This window comes from Desertibacillus haloalkaliphilus, from assembly GCF_019039105.1.
In the GTDB taxonomy this organism is placed as follows: domain Bacteria; phylum Bacillota; class Bacilli; order Bacillales; family KJ1-10-99; genus Desertibacillus; species Desertibacillus haloalkaliphilus.
Window position 1 is genome coordinate 1 of sequence record NZ_JAHPIV010000003.1, and the last position, 19,288, is coordinate 19,288.

The window sequence follows — 19,288 nt, forward strand, 5'->3', positions numbered from 1 at the left end:
AAGTATATAGGACAGTAAGAGTTACGTGTTTTTTTATGCCCAAATTTTCACGAAACCCCAACAAATATTATAGAGCCATTTTTAGAGACAAAAAAATAACAGCACAGAGATGAACCGTCTGTCCTGTCAGTATTCTAATATACTATTTCTTAATGAAGCACCTCTTCAATATGAAGGTCCTGCATTGTTATTAACTTCAATACTTCTCCTGTCGTTACCAGCTTAACGATAGGTCGTGTCGGTGCTTGTTGGTCGATATAAAGAATATCAGCTTCTTCACCATTAGATAAACGAACGCGCGTTCCGATCGAAAAATTCAAAAGACTATTGAGAAGCGTCTGAACGACACGATGGTCTAACTGCCCAAATTGATCTTTTGAGATCAGCTCAAGCACTTTAAATGGTGATTGCTTTGAACGATAATAGCGCTCAGAGGTCATCGCATGATATATATCAGCAACTGCGCAAATCTTGCTATTCTGATGATTCTTTTTGGCTGTTGTCCCTAGGGGGTAGCCACTACCATCCTCGCGCTCATGATGCTGTAATACAGCTAGAAGCACTCGCTCTGAAACACCTGTTATCCCTTTTAACATTTGGTAACTATAAATCGGGTGCTTTTTAACCTCTTCATACTCTGCAGCATATAGGGCGCCTTTTTTCCTTAGGACCGTTTCAGAGATTCTTGCCATCCCACAATCACAAAGTGCACCAGCAATCCCTAACTCTATCCATTCCCCTTTAGTTAAGCCGATTTTCTTACCTAAATAGGCCGATAAAATGCTAACTGCAACCGCATGATGGTATAAATAGTCTTCCTTCGTCTGATAATGGTGAAGCGAAAACACATGGGATGGATGGCGAATCACTTCTTCGAGCAGCGGCATGATGAGAGCTCGAATATTTATGATTTCAATCTTTTTACCAGACTGCCATGATTTAAATTCCTTTTTATAATTGTTAACTGCCTGTAAATATAGTTCTATGAAAGTTTTTTGTTTTGTTGGTGTTGATTCCACCCTTTCTTCGGTGATTTCAGGAGGACGAAAATCGTCTCCATTAATTAATTTGTCCTCGACAATAACGGAATCAATTAAAAAAGCATCAAGAACTTGCAAGTGCTCTTCGGTTAACACAGTTTTTTTGCGTACCAGCGGGTGATTTGTTAATGCTTTTACATCTTCAGCTAAAATACAGCCTTCTTGAAGCTGCTTAGTTTTTACCTTCATATGAATCTCCTCTTAAAAACGATATAGACTAAGGATATATCGTTATAATATAAAAACAGGCCACGGGCGGTCATAGTACTTTATACATGAATGACGAACATACTCTAGTTATTAACTACTAGTATATCGTAAAAAAAAGAGGAATTCAGTAATTATTCCTCTTTTTTCACTCATCTATTCATCTGTCTCATCTTCAGTAGTCGGTTGATTCACCTCTTCGATATCATCAGTGGTGCCCTCCTCAGTCAGTTGCTCTTCCTCTGACTGGGACTCTTCAGTCTCATCGACGTCTTCATCATCAATATTGACTTTAGCCACCGTTGAAACTTCCTCGTCATCGCCAACACGGATTAAGCGTACACCCTGAGTGTTACGGCCTGTTGTTGAAATATCATCAATATGAAGACGAATAACTATACCACTTGCCGTAATAATCATCAGATCCTCATCTTGAGATACGATCTTCAATGCAACAACAGTTCCATTTCTATCGGTTAAGTTACACGTCTTAATCCCTTTACCGCCACGGTTTTGAATACGGTATTCTTCAACTGGTGTGCGCTTACCGTACCCTTTATCCGTTACGATGAGTACATCATGATGGCTTTCAACGATATCCATGCCGACAACACAGTCATCTTCGCTTAAGGTCACCCCTTTTACACCGGCAGCGGTACGTCCCATTAAGCGTACATCCTCTTCATGGAAACGAATGGTCATACCAAGTTTTGTACCAATCATCATCTCTTGATTTCCATCGGTGAGACGAACACCATGCAATTCATCATCTTCTTTTAAGTTTATTGCAAATAATCCACCTTTGCGGATATTAGCAAATGAAGATAGCTGTGTTCGCTTGGAGACACCACGTTTAGTCGTGAAGAAGAGGTAATGGTCATCTTTAAACTCTTCAATTGGTATGACCGTACTAATATACTCTCCTTGCTCAATTTGAAGAAGGTTTATGATTGGAATTCCTTTTGCTGTACGTCCAAGCTCAGGTATCTCATAGCCCTTCAAACGATACACTTTTCCTTTATTGGTAAAGAATAAAATCGTATGGTGTGAGTTTGTCGTAAATAGATGTTGAACAAAGTCATCATCATTTGTCCCCATCCCTTGAATTCCCTTACCACCACGTTTCTGACTACGATACGTTGATATCGGCAGGCGTTTGATATACCCATGGTGTGTAATCGTGATGACAACGTTTTGTCTAGGAATTAGATCCTCATCCTCAAATGAATCATCACCAACAGTAATCTCTGTGCGGCGTTCATCATTGAACTTCTCTTTCACTTCTACGAGTTCTTCACGAATAATTTCGAGAACCTTTTCTTCGTCAGCTAGTATCGCTTTTAATTCGGCAATACGAGCTGTTAGTTCTGCATATTCATTTTCAATTTTATCGCGCTCTAGCCCTGTTAAACGCTGTAAACGCATATCTAAAATCGCTTGTGCTTGATCGTAACTTAGAGAGAAATTCTCCATCAGTCCATTACGAGCAATTTCAGTTGTTTGCGAGTTACGGATCAAGGAGATCACTTCATCGAGATGATCAAGTGCGATACGTAAACCTTCTAAAATATGTGCTCGAGCTTCCGCTTTGCGCAATTCAAATGCTGTTCTTCGCTTAATAACAACCTTTTGATGTTCAAGGTAGTGATACAAACACTCTTTTAAGTTTAGAACCTTCGGCCTTCCCTCAACAAGCGCAAGCAAATTAATGCCGAAACTTGTCTGAAGTGCGGTTTGTTTAAATAAGTTATTTAATAGCACATTCGCATTGGCATCACGTCGGACTTCTATGACGATTCTCATTCCGTTTCGGTCAGATTCGTCACGGAGGTCCGTAATACCTTCAATCTTTTTATCACGGACAAGCTCTGCTATTTTTTCAATCAACTTGGCTTTATTCACTTGATATGGAATCTCATTTACGATAATTTTTTGCTTACCGTTTGCTTGCTCTTCAATTTCCGTTTTTGCTCTAAGTGTTATCGAGCCTCGCCCTGTTTGATAGGCTTTTCTAATTCCAGATCGACCGAGAATTTCAGCTCCTGTCGGGAAATCTGGTCCAGGAATAAACTCCATTAACTCTGGAATACTAATATCAGGATTTTTACTAAGCTCAAGAACCCCATCAATCACTTCCCCTAGTTGGTGCGGGGGAATATTTGTTGCCATACCAACAGCGATACCTGACGCCCCGTTCACCAGCAGGTTAGGAAAACGTGCAGGTAAGACAACGGGCTCTCTTTCAGAACCATCATAGTTGTCTTGATAGTCAATCGTATCTTTATTAATATCACGAACCAATTCCATTGAGATTTTCGACATTTTTGCTTCTGTATAACGCATCGCTGCCGCTGCATCTCCATCGATTGAACCGAAGTTACCATGTCCGTCTACTAACATATAGCGGTAACTGAAATCCTGCGCCATCCGCACCATCGTCTCATATACAGCTGAATCACCATGTGGATGGTACTTACCAATAACCTCTCCAACGATACGAGCTGATTTCTTATATGCCTTATCAGGTGTCATTCCTAGTTCATTCATCGCAAACAAAATCCGACGATGAACTGGTTTTAACCCATCCCTAACATCAGGAAGAGCACGACTTACGATTACACTCATTGCATAATCCATAAAAGACGACTTCATCTCTTGACTAATATTTATTTCTTTAACTCTGGATTGCTCCATGTCAGCCATCTAGTTAACCTCCATAACATCCATTCATCTTCTTAAACGACGTTTGCTAAAACATGATCTTCATTTAGTTTGTCCAGCCCATGATTTAGATGTCTAAGTTCTTCACATACTGAGCATTCTCTTGAATAAAGTCACGGCGCGGTTCAACACGGTCGCCCATTAACACTTCAAAGATTTCATCAGCTTTCATCGCATCCTCTAACGTCACTTGTAGGAGCGTTCTCGTTTCAGGGTCCATTGTTGTCTCCCATAATTGTGCTGGATTCATTTCACCTAGACCCTTGTATCGCTGAAGCCCTGGCTTCGGTGTCTCAGATAAGGTCGAATAGATATTTTCCATCTCTTTGTCATTATAGGCATAATGCACAGTCTTACCTTGTGAAATTTTATATAATGGTGGTTGCGCAATATAGACATAACCTTTTTCAATTAACTCACGCATATAACGGTAGAAAAAGGTAAGGATTAATGTACGAATATGAGCACCATCGACATCGGCATCTGTCATAATAATAATCTTTTGATAACGTGCTTTTTCAATATCGAACTCATCACCAATACCGGTACCAAGTGCTGTAATAATTGCACGAATTTCATTGTTAGCGAGAATTTTATCAAGTCTCGCCTTTTCTACATTAATGATCTTCCCGCGCAAAGGCAAAATTGCCTGAAAGTGTCGATCTCTACCCTGCTTAGCGGAACCACCAGCTGAATCCCCCTCAACAATGTAGATTTCACTGATTGAAGCGTCTCTTGATGAGCAATCCGCTAATTTTCCTGGTAATGAACTTACTTCTAGTGCACTTTTACGTCGCGTGAGCTCACGCGCCTTCTTCGCTGCTTCGCGCGCTCTTGACGCCATAAGTCCTTTTTCCACGATTTTCTTTGCAACCACTGGGTTTTCAATTAAGAATCGCGAGAAATGCTCGGTAAAGAGAGAATCAGTAATTGTTCGTGCTTCACTATTTCCTAGCTTTGTTTTCGTCTGTCCTTCAAACTGTGGATCAGGAATTTTTACCGAGATAATTGCCACTAACCCTTCACGAACATCATCACCAGAAAGGTTCGGGTCATTTTCTTTAAATAAATTATTTTTTCTTGCGTAATCATTAATCACACGCGTGAGGCCTGTTTTAAAGCCCGACTCATGGGTTCCGCCTTCATGCGTGTTAATGTTGTTAGCAAATGAATATATATTTCCGGAAAACCCGTCATTGTATTGAACAGCGATTTCGACTTGAATGGATTCGCGTTCGGCTTCAATAAAAATCGGCGGCTCATGAAGAGCTTCTTTCGAACGATTGAGATGCTCAACAAAGGAAGCAATACCACCTTCATAATAATAATCATTTTTCTGGCCATCTGGACGATTGTCGATCGTCTTTATCGTTAAGCCTCGGTTTAAAAATGCCAATTCACGTAAGCGTGAGGTTAACATGTCATATTCGTATTCTGTTGTTTCTGTAAAGATTTCTGGGTCAGGCTTGAAACGGATCTTCGTTCCACGTTTCTCGGTAGCACCGATGATTTTAAGATCTGCCTGAGGGATCCCGCGTTCAAATCTTTGATAATAAATATTTCCTTCACGGTGAACTTCCACTTCAAGTTCAGTTGAAAGAGCATTTACAACCGATGCACCAACACCATGTAGACCACCAGATACCTTATAACCGCCGCCACCAAATTTACCGCCAGCATGAAGGACCGTCATAATCACTTCAACAGCTGGTCGACCCATTTTTTCATGAATCCCTACCGGAATTCCACGACCATTGTCTTCAACGGTAATACTATTATCCTCTTCAATTGTAACTGTGATCGTGTCACAATAACCAGCCATGGCTTCATCGATACTATTGTCTACAATTTCCCAGACTAAATGGTGAAGACCTCTGGCACTTGTCGAACCAATATACATTCCCGGGCGCTTCCGTACTGCCTCTAGCCCTTCTAGTACTTGAATTTGACTTTCATCATAAGAATTTTGATCGATTGTCAATTTCTTCACCTTCACTTCTTTACTCAGCAACTTTTAATTGCTGTTATTAATAAATTTCAATGTAATTTACCTAAAACGTATGTTAAGCCCCGAATAACAACGGAGCTTAAGAAAAAAGTTACTAACAAAAAAACAAAAAGAGGCTTTAGCCACTTGTGATAATTTTTGATCCTATTCTTGTTGTGAATCAATATCTGCGTAACTATCGAATTCTGAAATGACTTGAGCTCTTCGCTTTAATGTAACGGACGAAATCGGGGAAAAATAAACGTGTTCTTCAGTGACAACAATGGACTTTGTTAGATCTTCCGAAATCTCAATAATTTGGTTCGATTTACGAAAAGCATCTAGAAAGTCTGTTGTATCACTAGAGGTGTTTTCCATTTCACTATCCAAAATCGCAACGACATCCTTAGACCGAATGACAGTATCTCCCCCTAAATGAATAAACAAGTGTCCACCTCATTTCACTTTATTAATTTCGCCTTGCTTGACGAGATAAGTTGCTGCTTGATCAAGTGTCTCATGGTCAATGCCATCCACACTTGTAGTTGTAACAAAAGTTTGGATTTTACCTTGAATGGTATTTAACAAATGTGATTGCCTGTAATCGTCTAATTCCGATAACACATCATCAAGAAGTAAGATTGGGTATTCACCGACTTTGGAATGAATTAATTCAATTTCGGCTAATTTAAGAGAAAGAGCAGTCGTACGCTGCTGTCCTTGTGAACCAAACGTTTGGACATCCTTACCGTTCACAGTGAATCCAACATCATCCCGATGCGGGCCGACAAGTGATGTCCCGCGACGGATTTCTTTATCCTTGACACCTTCAAAAGCCGTAAATAGTTCTTCTTCTATGTTCGTCAAATCCATCTCTTCTGATACGTTAAAAGATGGTTTATATTGTAAAATTAACTTCTCCTTGCCACGGCTAATATCAAAATGAATTTGCTCGGCCCACGATTGTAATCGTTGCAAAAATTCAAAGCGCCTCTTTACGACATTAGCAGCAGCTGTCACAAGCTGGGTCGTCAAGACATCGAGCATCGCTTCATTCTGGCGATTCTTATAGAGGTCCTTCAGCAAGTGGTTCCGTTGCTTAAGTACTTTGTTGTAAATCCCTAAGTGGTACAAATAAACAGGATTAATTTGACCAATCTCCATATCAATAAAACGACGCCGTACTTGCGGACTTCCCTTAACTAGATTTAAATCTTCAGGTGCAAACATCACAACGTTAAACGCGCCGATATACTCACTCAATTTACGTTGTTCTAACGCATTTAATTTAACCTTCTTCCCTTTTGAAGAAATAATGACGCTTAATGATAACGATCCGCTCCGCTTTTCTACTCTACCTTCTATTTTACCATATTCTCGGTCCCAACTGATAAGATCTTTATCACGGGACGTTCGATGTGATTTTGCCATCGCTAGGACATAAATGGCTTCCATCACATTTGTTTTCCCTTGGGCATTTTCACCAAGGATCAAATTTACTTTGTTATCAAATTTAATTGATGTTTGTCCATAATTACGATAGTTCGCCAATTGTAGTTCTTTTATATGCAAAGGGATGCCCCCTTTTTCAAACTGAAAATAAATAAAATCTTATGAAACAACAACGAATGTTCCGATATCAGGAATATCAACTTCATCTCCAGCATAAAGTTTCTTCCCACGTCGTTGTTCTTGTTCTCCGTTTAAATAGACGTCATATTCCGATAAAAACCATTTAGCCATCCCCCCAGTATCAATGACAGCCGCTTCTTTTAATAATTGTCCTAATGTGATGTACTCGGTTGTTATTTTGATTTCTTCTGCCATCTCGACTCACTCGCTTTCTAATGTTTTGTTCAGGTAGCTAAACAGTCCTTCACCATCAACAAGACTGTAACGCTGATTTGCGGCTCACTAATGAGAAACGATCTTTCACACCAATGAGCCGCAAATCAACAATTATTCATACGTAAATAGAAGGTAAAAAAGTCTATATAGTGTCTATTGTACTAAACTTTATCGTTCTTCGCCAATACATTTCACTTAGCGAGGCATTGACATTGAAAAAAGGCTGTCTGAGCAAGTAGTCACCGCCCCATGTCATGTAGAGATACGAGGTGAACACCAATTTCTCAGACAGCCTCCATTTTTATTTTCTAGTATGTCCGAACAGGTGAGAACAAATGTAAGGTGTTGTCATTGTCTACCGGACGAACAACAAATGGACTCATGGCCCCTGTAAAAACGATATGGATTTCTTCGCTATCAATAACTTTCAAGGCATCAATCACGTTTTTGCCGTTAAAGGAAATACGTAATTCTTCTCCTTGTATTTCTTTACTCTGCACTTCCTCAGTTACTTTTCCTACTTCTGGAGTAATTGAGGTGATTTCGATTGCACCATGCTCTAATGTTTTTAAATTGATGACATTATTCTTACCCTCTCTCGAAAGAAGCAATGCCCTCTCAAGAGTTTGTAATAATCCTTTCGTTTGCAGCGTAAGATCTGTTTTAGAGTGTGTTGGAATCATGTTTTTCGTTACTGGATATTTGCCATCAAGTAAACGCGAGAAAAATAGTAAATTCTTCAATTTAAATAGCACTTGATTTTCAGTAACAACAATATCAATCAGCTCATCAGAGTCATCAAGAACTTTGCTCAACTCATTTAAACTCTTCCCAGGGATCACAACATTTGAAAACTGCAGACTTTCAACATTTGTTTCAATCACAGCTTTCCTCATTGCTAAACGGTGACTGTCTGTTGCAGTACAACTCAACGTCCCGCCTTCCGCTTCAAAGTTTACACCTGTTAACACCGGGCGTGTTTCCTGAGTGGACACTGCAAACCCCGTTTGTCGAATGATGTTTTTTAATAAGTCTTGTTGCATACGAAATGTATTGTCTTCTTCAACTTGTGGCAAGCGAGGATACTCTTCTGGATCCAATCCGTTTAAGTTGAAGACAGAAGACCCTGCACGTAATGTCGTTGCAAACTGGTCTTGGACAATAATTTCAATTTGGCCTTCGGGTAACTTCTTTACTATTTCAGCAAAAAATTTGGCCTGTAAAACGATGCTTCCAGGTTCAATCACTTTAACTAATTCCTTATCATCCTGTTCAGTCGGGATAAAACTTTCAATCGAAATATCAGAGTCACTACCAGTTAATGTTACTCCTGTTTGGTCGGCATGAATCTTAATCCCTGTTAAGATCGGAATTGTTGTTCGAGATGATACAGCTTTTGTGACATGCTGAACGCTATGTACGAAATGTTCACGAGCGATAACAAAATGCATAATGAAACTCCTTTATTATTATTATTTATTTAATTAATAGTAATAGTACTAGGGCCTGTGGGTTTGTGGAAAAGTAGTAATATAACCAATAGATATAGCCTATACACATGTGGATAATGTGTGCATAGGCTTAACTTAGTTATACACATAAGGATAGACTTTTATTTTTGAAAAGAGGCTCAAAATCTATGATCGCAATTTCTCGATAATGTCATCAATTTGTTTTTTCAAGTCATCATCACTAGAGAGTAACTTTGAGATTTTTTCGTGTGCATGGATGACTGTCGTGTGATCACGCCCGCCAAATTCGCCACCAATCTTGGGTAGAGAGGCATCCGTTAACTCTCTCGATAGATACATGGCGATTTGTCTTGGAAATGCGACGGTTTTCGTTCTTTTTTTTGCTTTAAAATCTTCTAACTTTACACTAAAGTGCTCACCGACTGTTTTTTGGATATCAACAATCGTAATTACTTTTGGCTTAGAGTTAGGGATAATATCTTTTAGAGCCTCCGCTGCTAGATCGGCATTCATATCTTGGTTAATAAGAGATGAATAGGCGACTACGCGTATTAATGCCCCTTCTAGTTCACGGATATTCGTATCTATTTGGTTAGCGATATAAAGCATGACCTCATTAGGGATATCGAGGTTTTCCGCCTTTGCTTTTTTTCGTAGAATCGCAATTCGAGTTTCTAAGTCTGGCGGTGTGATATCGGTAATGAGACCCCACTCAAACCGTGAGCGTAGTCGGTCCTCTAATGTCGGAATTTCCTTTGGCGGTCGATCACTAGAGATAACAATTTGCTTACTTTCCTCATGCAAGGCATTAAACGTATGGAAAAATTCCTCTTGTGTTTGTTCTTTTCCAGCAAGAAACTGAATATCATCTATTAGCAGCACATCAACGTTTCGATATTTATTGCGGAAATTGACTGCTTTATTATCCCGAATCGAATTAATAAACTCATTCGTGAATTTTTCTGATGATAGATAGACGACCTTAGCATTTGGATTATGGTCAATCACATAATGACCAATTGCATGCATTAAATGCGTTTTCCCTAAACCAACTCCCCCATAAATAAATAACGGGTTATACGCTTTCGCTGGTGCCTCAGCTACAGCTAATGAAGCCGCATGAGCGAAGCGGTTCCCTGACCCGATAACAAATGTGTTAAACGTATATTTTGGGTTCAGCATGCTTTTGGGAATCTCATTATTGGCTTGATCAGCTTCCTGTGGTGCTTTTTGAACCTGTTGTTCAACGGTAAATTCATCATCTAGTTGATTCTGGGGAATAATAAACTTAACCGCTAGTTTAGACCCGGTAATTTCATTAAGCGTTTCTGAAATTAACGTAGAATAACGGTTTTCTAGCCAGTCCCTGGCGAATTCATTTGGAGCAGTAATTGTAATCGTATCCTGATCAATTGCGTTTGCTTTTGTTGCTTTTAACCAAGTTTCAAAACTCGGTTTACTTACTTTTGTTTCGATTTCAGCCAACGCTTTATCCCATAAATCGGCGATATTCTCCAAAAGGTGCCCCTCCTTTTTGCTTAAAAGTCATAATCTATGAAAAAAGGTAATGAGCTAAAACAATGCAAACAATAGTAGCTGTACACCTTTTGTATAACCCCGTGGAAACTAATGAATAATTATAAATCACAACTTTTATGTGGAATAATATATAATATAGTAGAAAAATGACATATACTCATTTTCAACAAGTTGTGGACAAGCTTTACAAACAGCTTTAGAGAACTGTCCACAAAGTTACCCACAGACTGTGGATATTAATATGTCCCAAAATAGTTTTCCACGAGTGAAAACAAATACATAATAGCAAAATTAATCAGTTAAGGCAAGGTTTTTGGACGTTTATCCACAACACTCTATACCTTGTGTATTGGTATTATCCACAACACTAGATGATGTGTATATCCTGTCGATAAATTTGAGGACGGGAAAAAATATGTCGAAAAACGTTATCCACAGGCGAGTGATGTCTATATGTACAAAGAAGTTATTAAGTTGCGATCGAAGGTATTGTCATTTTTTTTGGCTATCTCGAGGAGGTTATTTATTAGAGAGGGAGAAATTGTCGGGCGGGATATTTAAAAATAGAGTAGATTTTTTATTAATTACAAAGTAAAATGGATCTTTGTAAAGAACTCTAGGTCTTATACGCATTGATAAAGGAGTTTTTACGATTGTTGATCATTATAAATGATTTAAATTTGATTTGAACTTGACATTTGCCTTTGAATTTCCTTATAATTTACAAGAATGTCTATGTTGAGTTTATCCTCAGGGAGGTGTTATAAATGAAAAAACCTACTTTCCAACCTAATAATCGTAAGCGTAAAAAAGTACACGGTTTCCGTGCGCGCATGAGCACAAAGAACGGCCGTAAAGTTTTGGCTCGTCGCCGTCGTAAAGGGAGAAAAGTATTATCTGCATAGGCCACTGATTGTCAGTGGTCTTTTTCTACTATTAATAAGTGGAATTGTCGTTTGTTTTGTGAAAAAAGGTTTAAATCGCTCGATTACATATATTTTTGAATGTGTATGTAGTAGTGAATCTAAATATAGATGATAAGCATGTGCTGGCAGAAGAGATCTGAGGTGTAGCGGTATGAAGAAAGAGTATCGAATTAAAAAGAATGACGATTTTAGTCTTGTTTTTAAGCATGGAACGTCCGTTGCGAATCGCCAGTTTGTTTTATATGTATTGAACAAAAAAGAGCAAGATCATTTCCGATTAGGTTTGTCAGTCAGTAAAAGGATCGGAAACGCAGTCACGAGAGTTCGCGTGAAACGACTGATTCGAGAAGTTTTTCGAGAATTGGAAGATGACATTATTTCTAGTAATGATTATGTTGTGATTGCTAGAAAACCGACAGCTGATATGGACTTTTGGGAAGTGAAGAAAAGTCTTACTCATGTTTTTAAACGTGCAAAAGTATATATAAAATCATAGCTGTATAAAATGGTAGCGGTTAACGGTCATTGTTGACATGGACAACCATAACAATATCGGTAAGGAACATCGTCATATCGGTCAATATACACCTATTGCTTCTTATTTGTATAGTTGATCTTACATTAATCCGAGCAAGGAGGAGTATTTAGTGGCAAGGAAGTTAAGTTTAATTGCAATGCTTATTGGTTTGATGATTGTTTTAACGGGGTGTTTTAACATCGAGGAACCAATTAAAGCAGAGAGTGAAGGGATTTGGGATTCCTATTTCGTCTATCCGTTATCATGGCTGTTAATTTATTTTGCGGATCTATTTAATGATAACTATGGTTTATCCATTATTGTGATTACGATTCTCCTTCGTCTGTTAATTTTGCCGTTAATGATCAAGCAGACGAAAAGTGCCAAGGCAATGCAAGATATCCAACCTGAAATGCAGAAACTTAGAGAGAAATATAGTGCAAAGGATCAAAAAACACAGCAAAAGCTTCAGCAGGAAACGATGGCATTATTCCAGGAGCGTGGAGTCAACCCATTAGCAGGTTGTTTGCCGTTACTTATCCAAATGCCAATTTTATTAGCATTTTATCACGCCATTATGCGTACTGAAGATATTAATAATCACTCATTTTTATGGTTTGCGCTAGATGCACCAGATCCAATTATTCTACCGATTATTGCAGGTATTACGACATTCATTCAGCAAAAGATGATGATGGTTGCAGATAACCCGCAAATGAAAGTACTTCTTTACATTATGCCAGTCATGATCTTTGTGTTTGCGATGTTCTTCCCTGCAGCACTAACATTATATTGGGTCATTGGTAACTTATTTATGATTGCACAAACGTACTTTATTACTGGACCGAAGCGCCAGAAAGACGAAAATGCAGGGGGAGCGAAAAAGTGAAAAAAGTAACTGTATCAGGTAAAACGGTTGAAGAAGCTGTCAGTAAAGGAATTAGCCAATTAAATACGACAGAAGATCGTGTAGAAGTTACTATCATAGAGAATCCGCAAAAAGGCTTTTTAGGTTTTATCGGGGCAAAGCCTGCGGTTGTTGATGTGGTGGTAAGGCCTGATCCGGTTGAGGAAGCTCACTTATTTCTAAAAGATGTTATATCGAATATGGGGTTTTCAGTAGAAGTTACGAAGAGTGAAGAGAAGGGCCAAGTGTTATTTAGCATTGAGGGTGAGAATATTGGACCTTTAATTGGCAAGCATGGTCATACGTTAGATTCGCTTCAGTATTTGTTAAACTTAGTTGCCAATCGCTATTCTGATGACTATATTAGGATAACACTTGATGCTGGAAATTACCGAATGAAGCGCAAAGAATCGTTAGAGCAATTAGCACAGCGCTTGGCAGTAAAGGCGTTGTCAACAAAGAGAGAGGTTCGCCTAGAGCCGATGAATGCACATGAAAGAAAAGTTATTCATCATATATTACAACATAAGAGCGGTGTGAAAACATACTCAGATGGAGAAGAGCCACAGAGAAGAGTGATCATTGCACCTGCGTAAGTCAATAAATCATCATTTATCAAGAGCCTAAGAAGCGATAAAAGTCGTTTCTTAGGCTTTTTGTTGTCCAAAGAACGGGGGCGTGCTTTCTTGTAAGGAGGTGAGGCGTTCAGGTCTTTTAGATGATACCTAAACTGTTTTCTTGAGGGGGGTGAAGACAGGCTTGAAGCTGCATCAGGTTGAGGATATTTGGCGGATGGTGCTTCAGTTATTTTTGTGTGCTGTCATTGGACTACTCGCGTATGTCATAAGATAGATGTTTGAGGGGAGTGGGTCATTTTTGGATGATAGACGAAAGTTGTCGTTTATTGTGTTATCCACATGTGGATCGTTTTTATTCGTGTTTTTTCGGTTACAATAAAAAAGAAGAGTGTTGATATCTTTTTATGCGATAGAGATTGTGGTATTCTATTGATTTAGGGAAGTTCATCCAATTTAAATGGTTTAAATATAGTCAACGTGAACAAAAAAGCGAGGCGAGGCCGATGGAATTAGATACAATAGCAGCGATATCGACTCCAATGGGAGAAGGTGCAATTGCAATTGTTCGCGTCAGTGGAGAAGACGCCATTGCGATTGCTGATAAACTGTATAAAGGAAAGGAATCGTTAACGAACGTTCCGACACATACGATTCATTACGGTTATATTATTGATCCTGAAACAAACGATACAATTGAAGAAGCGATGGTGACTGTATTAAGGGCACCAAAAACATTTACCTGTGAAGATATCGTCGAAATCAACTGTCACGGTGGTTTAGTATCCGTTAATCGTGTATTGCAAGTGTTATTAAACCAAGGTGCACGTTTGGCGGAACCAGGGGAATTTACGAAACGAGCATTTTTAAATGGGAGAATTGATCTCTCACAAGCTGAAGGTGTTATTGACCTGATTCGAGCGAAGACAGACCGTGCAATGAATATTGCGTTAGGACAGGTTGAAGGACGACTTTCAAAAAAAATTACGAAGCTAAGACAAGCGTTAATTGAAACAGTCGCTCATGTTGAGGTCAATATTGATTATCCAGAGTATGATGACGTTGAAATGATGACACACGACGTATTAAAGGAAAAAGCTCTTTATGTTCGTGATGAAATTGATAAGTTGCTGACAACCGCCGAACAGGGGAAAATTTTACGTGAAGGGTTAGCAACGGTCATTATCGGTAGGCCTAATGTCGGTAAATCATCGTTATTAAATAGCTTAGTTCATGAAAATAAAGCGATTGTAACCGATGTTCCAGGGACAACGCGTGATGTGATTGAGGAATATGTTAATGTCCGTGGCGTGCCACTTCGTTTAATTGATACGGCTGGAATTCGAGAGACCGAGGACATTGTTGAGAGAATTGGTGTCGAACGTTCTAGACAAGTTTTAAAAGAGGCAGAGTTAATATTACTCGTGTTAAATTATGGTGAGGAATTGTCTCCGGAAGATGAGGCATTATTTGAAGCGATTGAAGGCATGGATGCGATTGTGATTGTAAACAAAGTCGATGTGGACCAAAAAATTGATCTCGACCGTGTAAAACAATTAGCTGACGAGCGCCCGGTTATTACAACTTCTATGGTTAAAGATGAAGGTATTGATGACCTAGAAGAGGCGATCAAACAGTTATTTTTTGCTGGTAATATTGATGCCGGTGATATTACCTATGTATCAAATTCCCGTCATATTGCGTTGCTAAACCAGGCCAAGCGATCGGTCAATGATGCACTTGAAGCAATTGAGCTCGATGTACCGATTGATATGGTTCAAATCGATGTGACGCGCGCGTGGGAATTACTAGGTGAGATTATCGGTGATGCGATGCATGAGAGTCTTATTGACCAGTTGTTCTCACAATTTTGTCTAGGGAAATAACGAAACATATATCTAATAATGAACGAGTATAAAGGAGGAAGAACGTGTGGAATACCAGGGCGGTGAATTTGATGTAATAGTCATTGGGGCAGGACATGCTGGTGTAGAAGCTGGCTTAGCTGCTGCTCGAATGGGTGCCAATACACTAATGTTAACGTTGAACCTTGATGCTGTTGCATATATGCCATGTAACCCATCTGTAGGTGGACCGGCAAAGGGGATTGTTGTGCGTGAAATTGATGCTTTAGGTGGTGAGATGGCACGAAACATTGATAAAACTCATATTCAAATGAGAATGTTGAATACAGGGAAAGGACCAGCTGTCCGCGCGTTACGTGCACAAGCGGATAAATTTTTGTATCAGCATGAAATGAAGAAAACAATTGAAGCTGAAGACAACTTATTGTTACGCCAGGGAATGGTTGAGAAATTAATCATTGAAGATGGCGAGTGTAAAGGGGTCATCACTAATACTGGTGCTGCTTATAAGAGTAAAGCAGTTATCGTGACGACAGGGACGTACTTACGTGGCAAAATCATTATTGGTGATCTTGCTTATGAAAGTGGACCCAATAATATGCAGCCATCTGTTAACTTATCTTATCACTTGAAAGAGCTTGGTTTTGAAATGGTTCGGTTTAAAACAGGGACTCCGCCACGAGTAAATGGTAGCACGATCGATTACGATCAAACAGAAATTCAACCAGGTGATGATGTTCCTCGTGCGTTTTCGTATGAAACAACGAAATATATTACCGACCAACTACCGTGTTGGTTAACGTATACAAGTGAGGAGACGCATCAAATTATTAATAATAATTTAAGTCGATCACCAATGTACTCAGGAATGATTGAAGGAACAGGACCGCGTTATTGTCCTTCGATTGAAGACAAGGTGGTTCGCTTTAATGATAAACCACGTCATCAAATTTTCTTAGAGCCAGAAGGAAGAAATACAGAAGAAGTATATGTCCAAGGGTTGTCAACGAGCTTGCCGGAAGATGTACAGTTGAATCTTATAAAAACTGTACCTGGATTAGAAAACGCTCGGATGATGCGCCCTGGTTATGCGATTGAATATGACTCAATAGTACCGACGCAGCTGTGGCCAACACTTGAAACAAAGAATATTCCAGGCTTATTCACAGCAGGTCAAATTAATGGTACTTCTGGTTATGAAGAAGCAGCTGGACAAGGGTTAATGGCCGGTATTAACGCTGCTCGTAAAGTTCAAGACAAACAAGGGTTAATTTTGGACCGGTCAGATGCGTATATCGGTGTGTTAATTGATGATTTGGTCACAAAAGGAACGAATGAGCCTTATCGATTATTAACGTCGCGTGCAGAATATCGACTTCTTTTACGCCATGATAATGCTGACCTTCGTCTGACGGAAATTGGCTATCAAACGGGGTTAATTAAAGACGATCGTTACCAGCGTTTCACCGAGAAAAAAGCATTAATCGATAATGAGAAGGAACGCTTGAAACAGCTCATCATCAAGCCAACTGGAGATGTCCAACAAATGCTTGAAGAAGCAGGGTCATCAAAATTAAATGATGCGGTGAAAGCTTCACATTTGTTAAAGCGTCCTGAGCTGACGTATGCAGATGTTGCTAAATTTGTACCTGTAAATGAAGATATTAATGATGATGTAGCCGAGCAGGTAGAAATTCAAATTAAATATGAAGGATATATTGAAAAGCAGCTTCAACAAGTTGAGCGAGCAAAGAAAATGGAGAATAAAAAGATCCCTGTCGATCTTGATTATTTTGCGATTTCTGGAATTGCCACTGAGGCAAAACAAAAATTAAGTGAAGTTCGTCCATTATCAGTCGCACAAGCTTCTCGTGTGTCAGGGGTTAATCCTTCTGATATATCAATTTTACTCGTGTACTTAGAACAAGGGAAATTGGCGAGAGTTGGCGATTAAAAACAATGACAATGGAGGCCGATGATGAGTAAACAACAATTTACGACGCTGTTAGAAGAAAAGGGGATCTCCCTTTCTTCTTTTCAGTTAGAACAATTTGAACGTTATTACCAACTGCTCGTTGAATGGAATAATAAAATGAATTTAACTGCAATTACTGATGAAGATGAGGTCTATCTCAAACATTTTTATGATTCAATTTCAGCAGCATTTTACTACGATCACATGAATGAACCTTTGAAAGTAGTTGATGTTGGTGCTGGAGCTGGTTTTCCGAGCATTCCCTTAAAAATTTGTTTTCCGCAATTAAACGTAAGTATCGTCGATTCTCTAAAAAAACGGATTGGTTTTTTAGAACATTTGGCAGCTGAACTTGAACTTACGAATTGTTCGTTTTACCATGACCGAGCTGAAACATTTGCTCAAAATAAAAAGCATCGTGAGTCCTATGATTTAGTCATTGCTCGTGCTGTTGCACGAATGCCGGTACTTACTGAATTGTGTTTACCACTTGCGAAGGTTGATGGTGATCTTTTAGCAATGAAGGGTGCAGATGCAACGGAAGAGTTGAAAGAAGCAACACGTGCGATAGGTTTATTAGGCGGAGAGGTAATTGGAGACAACCAATTCAAGTTGCCGATTGAGGAGAGTGAGCGACACATTATCCTCATTCATAAAAACGAAAAAACTCCAAAGAAATATCCGAGAAAGCCTGGTACACCAAATAAGCAGCCATTATTGTAATGTTTCACGTGGAACAAAATTTTCTTGACTTTGCTACCTAAACAAAATATAAAAGACATAGAGAAAAAAGCAGGAAAAGGTCGCTGTTATGGCGAATATTGTAGGTGGCAGTTTTCAAAAGGTGGTGTCAGGCATGAAGCAACCGTTTTCACGACTATTTGGCTTCGGGGAAAAAGGTGAGAATGATGAAGTGGACAATAGTGAAAACGAAGAAGTGAAGCAGATTTCGGTTAAGGATATTGTACCGAACCGATTTCAGCCACGCACCGTATTTGATGAGGAACGGATTGATGAATTGGCCCAGACGATAAAAACACATGGTGTCATTCAGCCAATCGTAGTACGTGAGCGTGAGGGGAAATTTGAATTAATTGCAGGGGAACGTCGCTGGAGGGCCGTTTCACGATTGGGCTGGGACAAGGTTCCAGCAATAATAAAAGAATTTAATGATTCGCAAACCGCTTCAATTGCTTTAATTGAAAACCTTCAACGTGAAGGGTTAACAGCAATCGAAGAGGCTGTTGCTTATGCAAAACTAATTGAAATTCACGGACTAACGCAAGAAAGCTTGGCACAACGTCTAGGAAAAGGCCAATCAACAATTGCTAATAAATTACGATTATTGCATTTGCCAGAAGCGGTACAAGAAGCAATACTAGAGCGAACAATATCTGAACGCCATGCACGGGCATTAATTTCATTAAAAGAAGAGAAAAGCCAAGAGCGATTATTAAAGGAAATCATCGAAAGCAATTTAAATGTTAAGCAAACTGAGGAACGAGTTAAGAAATTACTACAAGGTACAACGCCAAAAAAGAAACCGAAAATTAAATCGTACTCAAAAGATACACGAATAGCGATGAATACAATTCGACAATCGGTTGATATGGTCGCAAAAAGTGGCCTTTCCATTGATACAGATGAAGAAGAGAATGAGGAATTCTATCAATTTACGATTCGGATTCCTAAGAAATAGTCTTGCCATT

Annotated in this window: 16 protein-coding genes; 8 read left to right on the forward strand and 8 right to left on the reverse strand. The window is 39.2% G+C overall.

What is annotated here, in order from left to right; all coding sequences use genetic code 11:
* Positions 1 to 149: 149 nt before the first annotated feature.
* From KH400_RS03970 to dnaA, 8 genes are all read right to left on the reverse strand, one after another.
* Positions 150 to 1,229: an HD-GYP domain-containing protein gene (locus tag KH400_RS03970; protein ID WP_217222144.1), complete on the reverse strand. Its 1,080-nt coding sequence runs from the start codon at positions 1,227 to 1,229 to the stop codon at positions 150 to 152.
* A gap of 174 nt (positions 1,230 to 1,403) precedes the next feature.
* Entirely contained in the window at positions 1,404 to 3,950 is a 2,547-nt protein-coding gene (gyrA, locus tag KH400_RS03975) for a DNA gyrase subunit A (RefSeq protein ID WP_217222146.1), read from the reverse strand.
* 85 nt (positions 3,951 to 4,035) lie between these two features.
* Positions 4,036 to 5,949: a DNA topoisomerase (ATP-hydrolyzing) subunit B gene (gene gyrB / locus KH400_RS03980; protein WP_217222149.1), complete on the reverse strand. Its 1,914-nt coding sequence runs from the start codon at positions 5,947 to 5,949 to the stop codon at positions 4,036 to 4,038.
* Positions 5,950 to 6,120: 171 nt separating this feature from the next.
* Positions 6,121 to 6,402, reverse strand: a complete 282-nt coding sequence (gene remB, locus KH400_RS03985; protein ID WP_217222151.1) for an extracellular matrix regulator RemB — start codon at positions 6,400 to 6,402, stop codon at positions 6,121 to 6,123.
* Positions 6,403 to 6,411: 9 nt separating this feature from the next.
* Positions 6,412 to 7,527, reverse strand: a complete 1,116-nt coding sequence (recF, locus tag KH400_RS03990; RefSeq protein WP_217222154.1) for a DNA replication/repair protein RecF — start codon at positions 7,525 to 7,527, stop codon at positions 6,412 to 6,414.
* Positions 7,528 to 7,566: 39 nt separating this feature from the next.
* Positions 7,567 to 7,782: a S4 domain-containing protein YaaA gene (gene yaaA / locus KH400_RS03995; RefSeq protein ID WP_217222157.1), complete on the reverse strand. Its 216-nt coding sequence runs from the start codon at positions 7,780 to 7,782 to the stop codon at positions 7,567 to 7,569.
* Between the two features lie 329 nt (positions 7,783 to 8,111).
* Positions 8,112 to 9,254 (reverse strand): DNA polymerase III subunit beta, encoded by a 1,143-nt coding sequence (gene dnaN, locus KH400_RS04000; RefSeq protein ID WP_217222158.1) that lies wholly within the window; start codon positions 9,252 to 9,254, stop codon positions 8,112 to 8,114.
* Between the two features lie 186 nt (positions 9,255 to 9,440).
* Entirely contained in the window at positions 9,441 to 10,793 is a 1,353-nt protein-coding gene (gene dnaA, locus KH400_RS04005; RefSeq protein WP_217222160.1) for a chromosomal replication initiator protein DnaA, read from the reverse strand.
* 788 nt (positions 10,794 to 11,581) lie between these two features.
* Between dnaA and rpmH the strand changes: the two genes are divergently transcribed.
* The 8 genes from rpmH (at position 11,582) to noc (ending at position 19,278) form a co-directional block, all read left to right on the forward strand.
* On the forward strand, positions 11,582 to 11,719 hold the full coding sequence (rpmH, locus tag KH400_RS04010; RefSeq protein WP_217222162.1) for a 50S ribosomal protein L34: 138 nt from the start codon (positions 11,582 to 11,584) through the stop codon (positions 11,717 to 11,719).
* Between the two features lie 172 nt (positions 11,720 to 11,891).
* Positions 11,892 to 12,236: a ribonuclease P protein component gene (gene rnpA / locus KH400_RS04015; protein ID WP_217222165.1), complete on the forward strand. Its 345-nt coding sequence runs from the start codon at positions 11,892 to 11,894 to the stop codon at positions 12,234 to 12,236.
* Between the two features lie 151 nt (positions 12,237 to 12,387).
* Positions 12,388 to 13,146: a YidC family membrane integrase SpoIIIJ gene (gene spoIIIJ, locus KH400_RS04020; RefSeq protein ID WP_217222167.1), complete on the forward strand. Its 759-nt coding sequence runs from the start codon at positions 12,388 to 12,390 to the stop codon at positions 13,144 to 13,146.
* A complete protein-coding gene (jag, locus tag KH400_RS04025; protein ID WP_217222169.1) occupies positions 13,143 to 13,760 on the forward strand; it encodes an RNA-binding cell elongation regulator Jag/EloR in 618 nt (205 codons plus the stop codon). Before spoIIIJ ends, jag begins: the two co-directional genes overlap by 4 nt.
* A gap of 485 nt (positions 13,761 to 14,245) precedes the next feature.
* The gene (gene mnmE, locus KH400_RS04030) at positions 14,246 to 15,625 is read left to right on the forward strand and encodes a tRNA uridine-5-carboxymethylaminomethyl(34) synthesis GTPase MnmE (protein ID WP_217222171.1); all 1,380 of its coding nucleotides are present in this window, start codon (positions 14,246 to 14,248) and stop codon (positions 15,623 to 15,625) included.
* A gap of 46 nt (positions 15,626 to 15,671) precedes the next feature.
* Complete coding sequence (gene mnmG / locus KH400_RS04035) at positions 15,672 to 17,558, forward strand: tRNA uridine-5-carboxymethylaminomethyl(34) synthesis enzyme MnmG (RefSeq protein ID WP_217222173.1); 1,887 nt, start codon at positions 15,672 to 15,674, stop codon at positions 17,556 to 17,558.
* Between the two features lie 24 nt (positions 17,559 to 17,582).
* The gene (gene rsmG, locus KH400_RS04040; RefSeq protein ID WP_217222635.1) at positions 17,583 to 18,302 is read left to right on the forward strand and encodes a 16S rRNA (guanine(527)-N(7))-methyltransferase RsmG; all 720 of its coding nucleotides are present in this window, start codon (positions 17,583 to 17,585) and stop codon (positions 18,300 to 18,302) included.
* 133 nt (positions 18,303 to 18,435) lie between these two features.
* Positions 18,436 to 19,278, forward strand: a complete 843-nt coding sequence (noc, locus tag KH400_RS04045) for a nucleoid occlusion protein (RefSeq protein WP_217222175.1) — start codon at positions 18,436 to 18,438, stop codon at positions 19,276 to 19,278.
* Positions 19,279 to 19,288: the final 10 nt, after the last annotated feature.

Coding starts and splice junctions, on each gene's coding strand:
- KH400_RS03970 (WP_217222144.1), bottom strand. CDS start 1,229: ATGAAGGTAAAAACTAAGCAGCTTCAAGAAGGCTGTATTTTAGCTGAA.
- gyrA (WP_217222146.1), bottom strand. CDS start 3,950: ATGGCTGACATGGAGCAATCCAGAGTTAAAGAAATAAATATTAGTCAA.
- yaaA (WP_217222157.1), bottom strand. CDS start 7,782: ATGGCAGAAGAAATCAAAATAACAACCGAGTACATCACATTAGGACAA.
- dnaN (WP_217222158.1), bottom strand. CDS start 9,254: ATGCATTTTGTTATCGCTCGTGAACATTTCGTACATAGCGTTCAGCAT.
- rpmH (WP_217222162.1), top strand. CDS start 11,582: ATGAAAAAACCTACTTTCCAACCTAATAATCGTAAGCGTAAAAAAGTA.
- rnpA (WP_217222165.1), top strand. CDS start 11,892: ATGAAGAAAGAGTATCGAATTAAAAAGAATGACGATTTTAGTCTTGTT.
- mnmE (WP_217222171.1), top strand. CDS start 14,246: ATGGAATTAGATACAATAGCAGCGATATCGACTCCAATGGGAGAAGGT.
- rsmG (WP_217222635.1), top strand. CDS start 17,583: ATGAGTAAACAACAATTTACGACGCTGTTAGAAGAAAAGGGGATCTCC.
- noc (WP_217222175.1), top strand. CDS start 18,436: ATGAAGCAACCGTTTTCACGACTATTTGGCTTCGGGGAAAAAGGTGAG.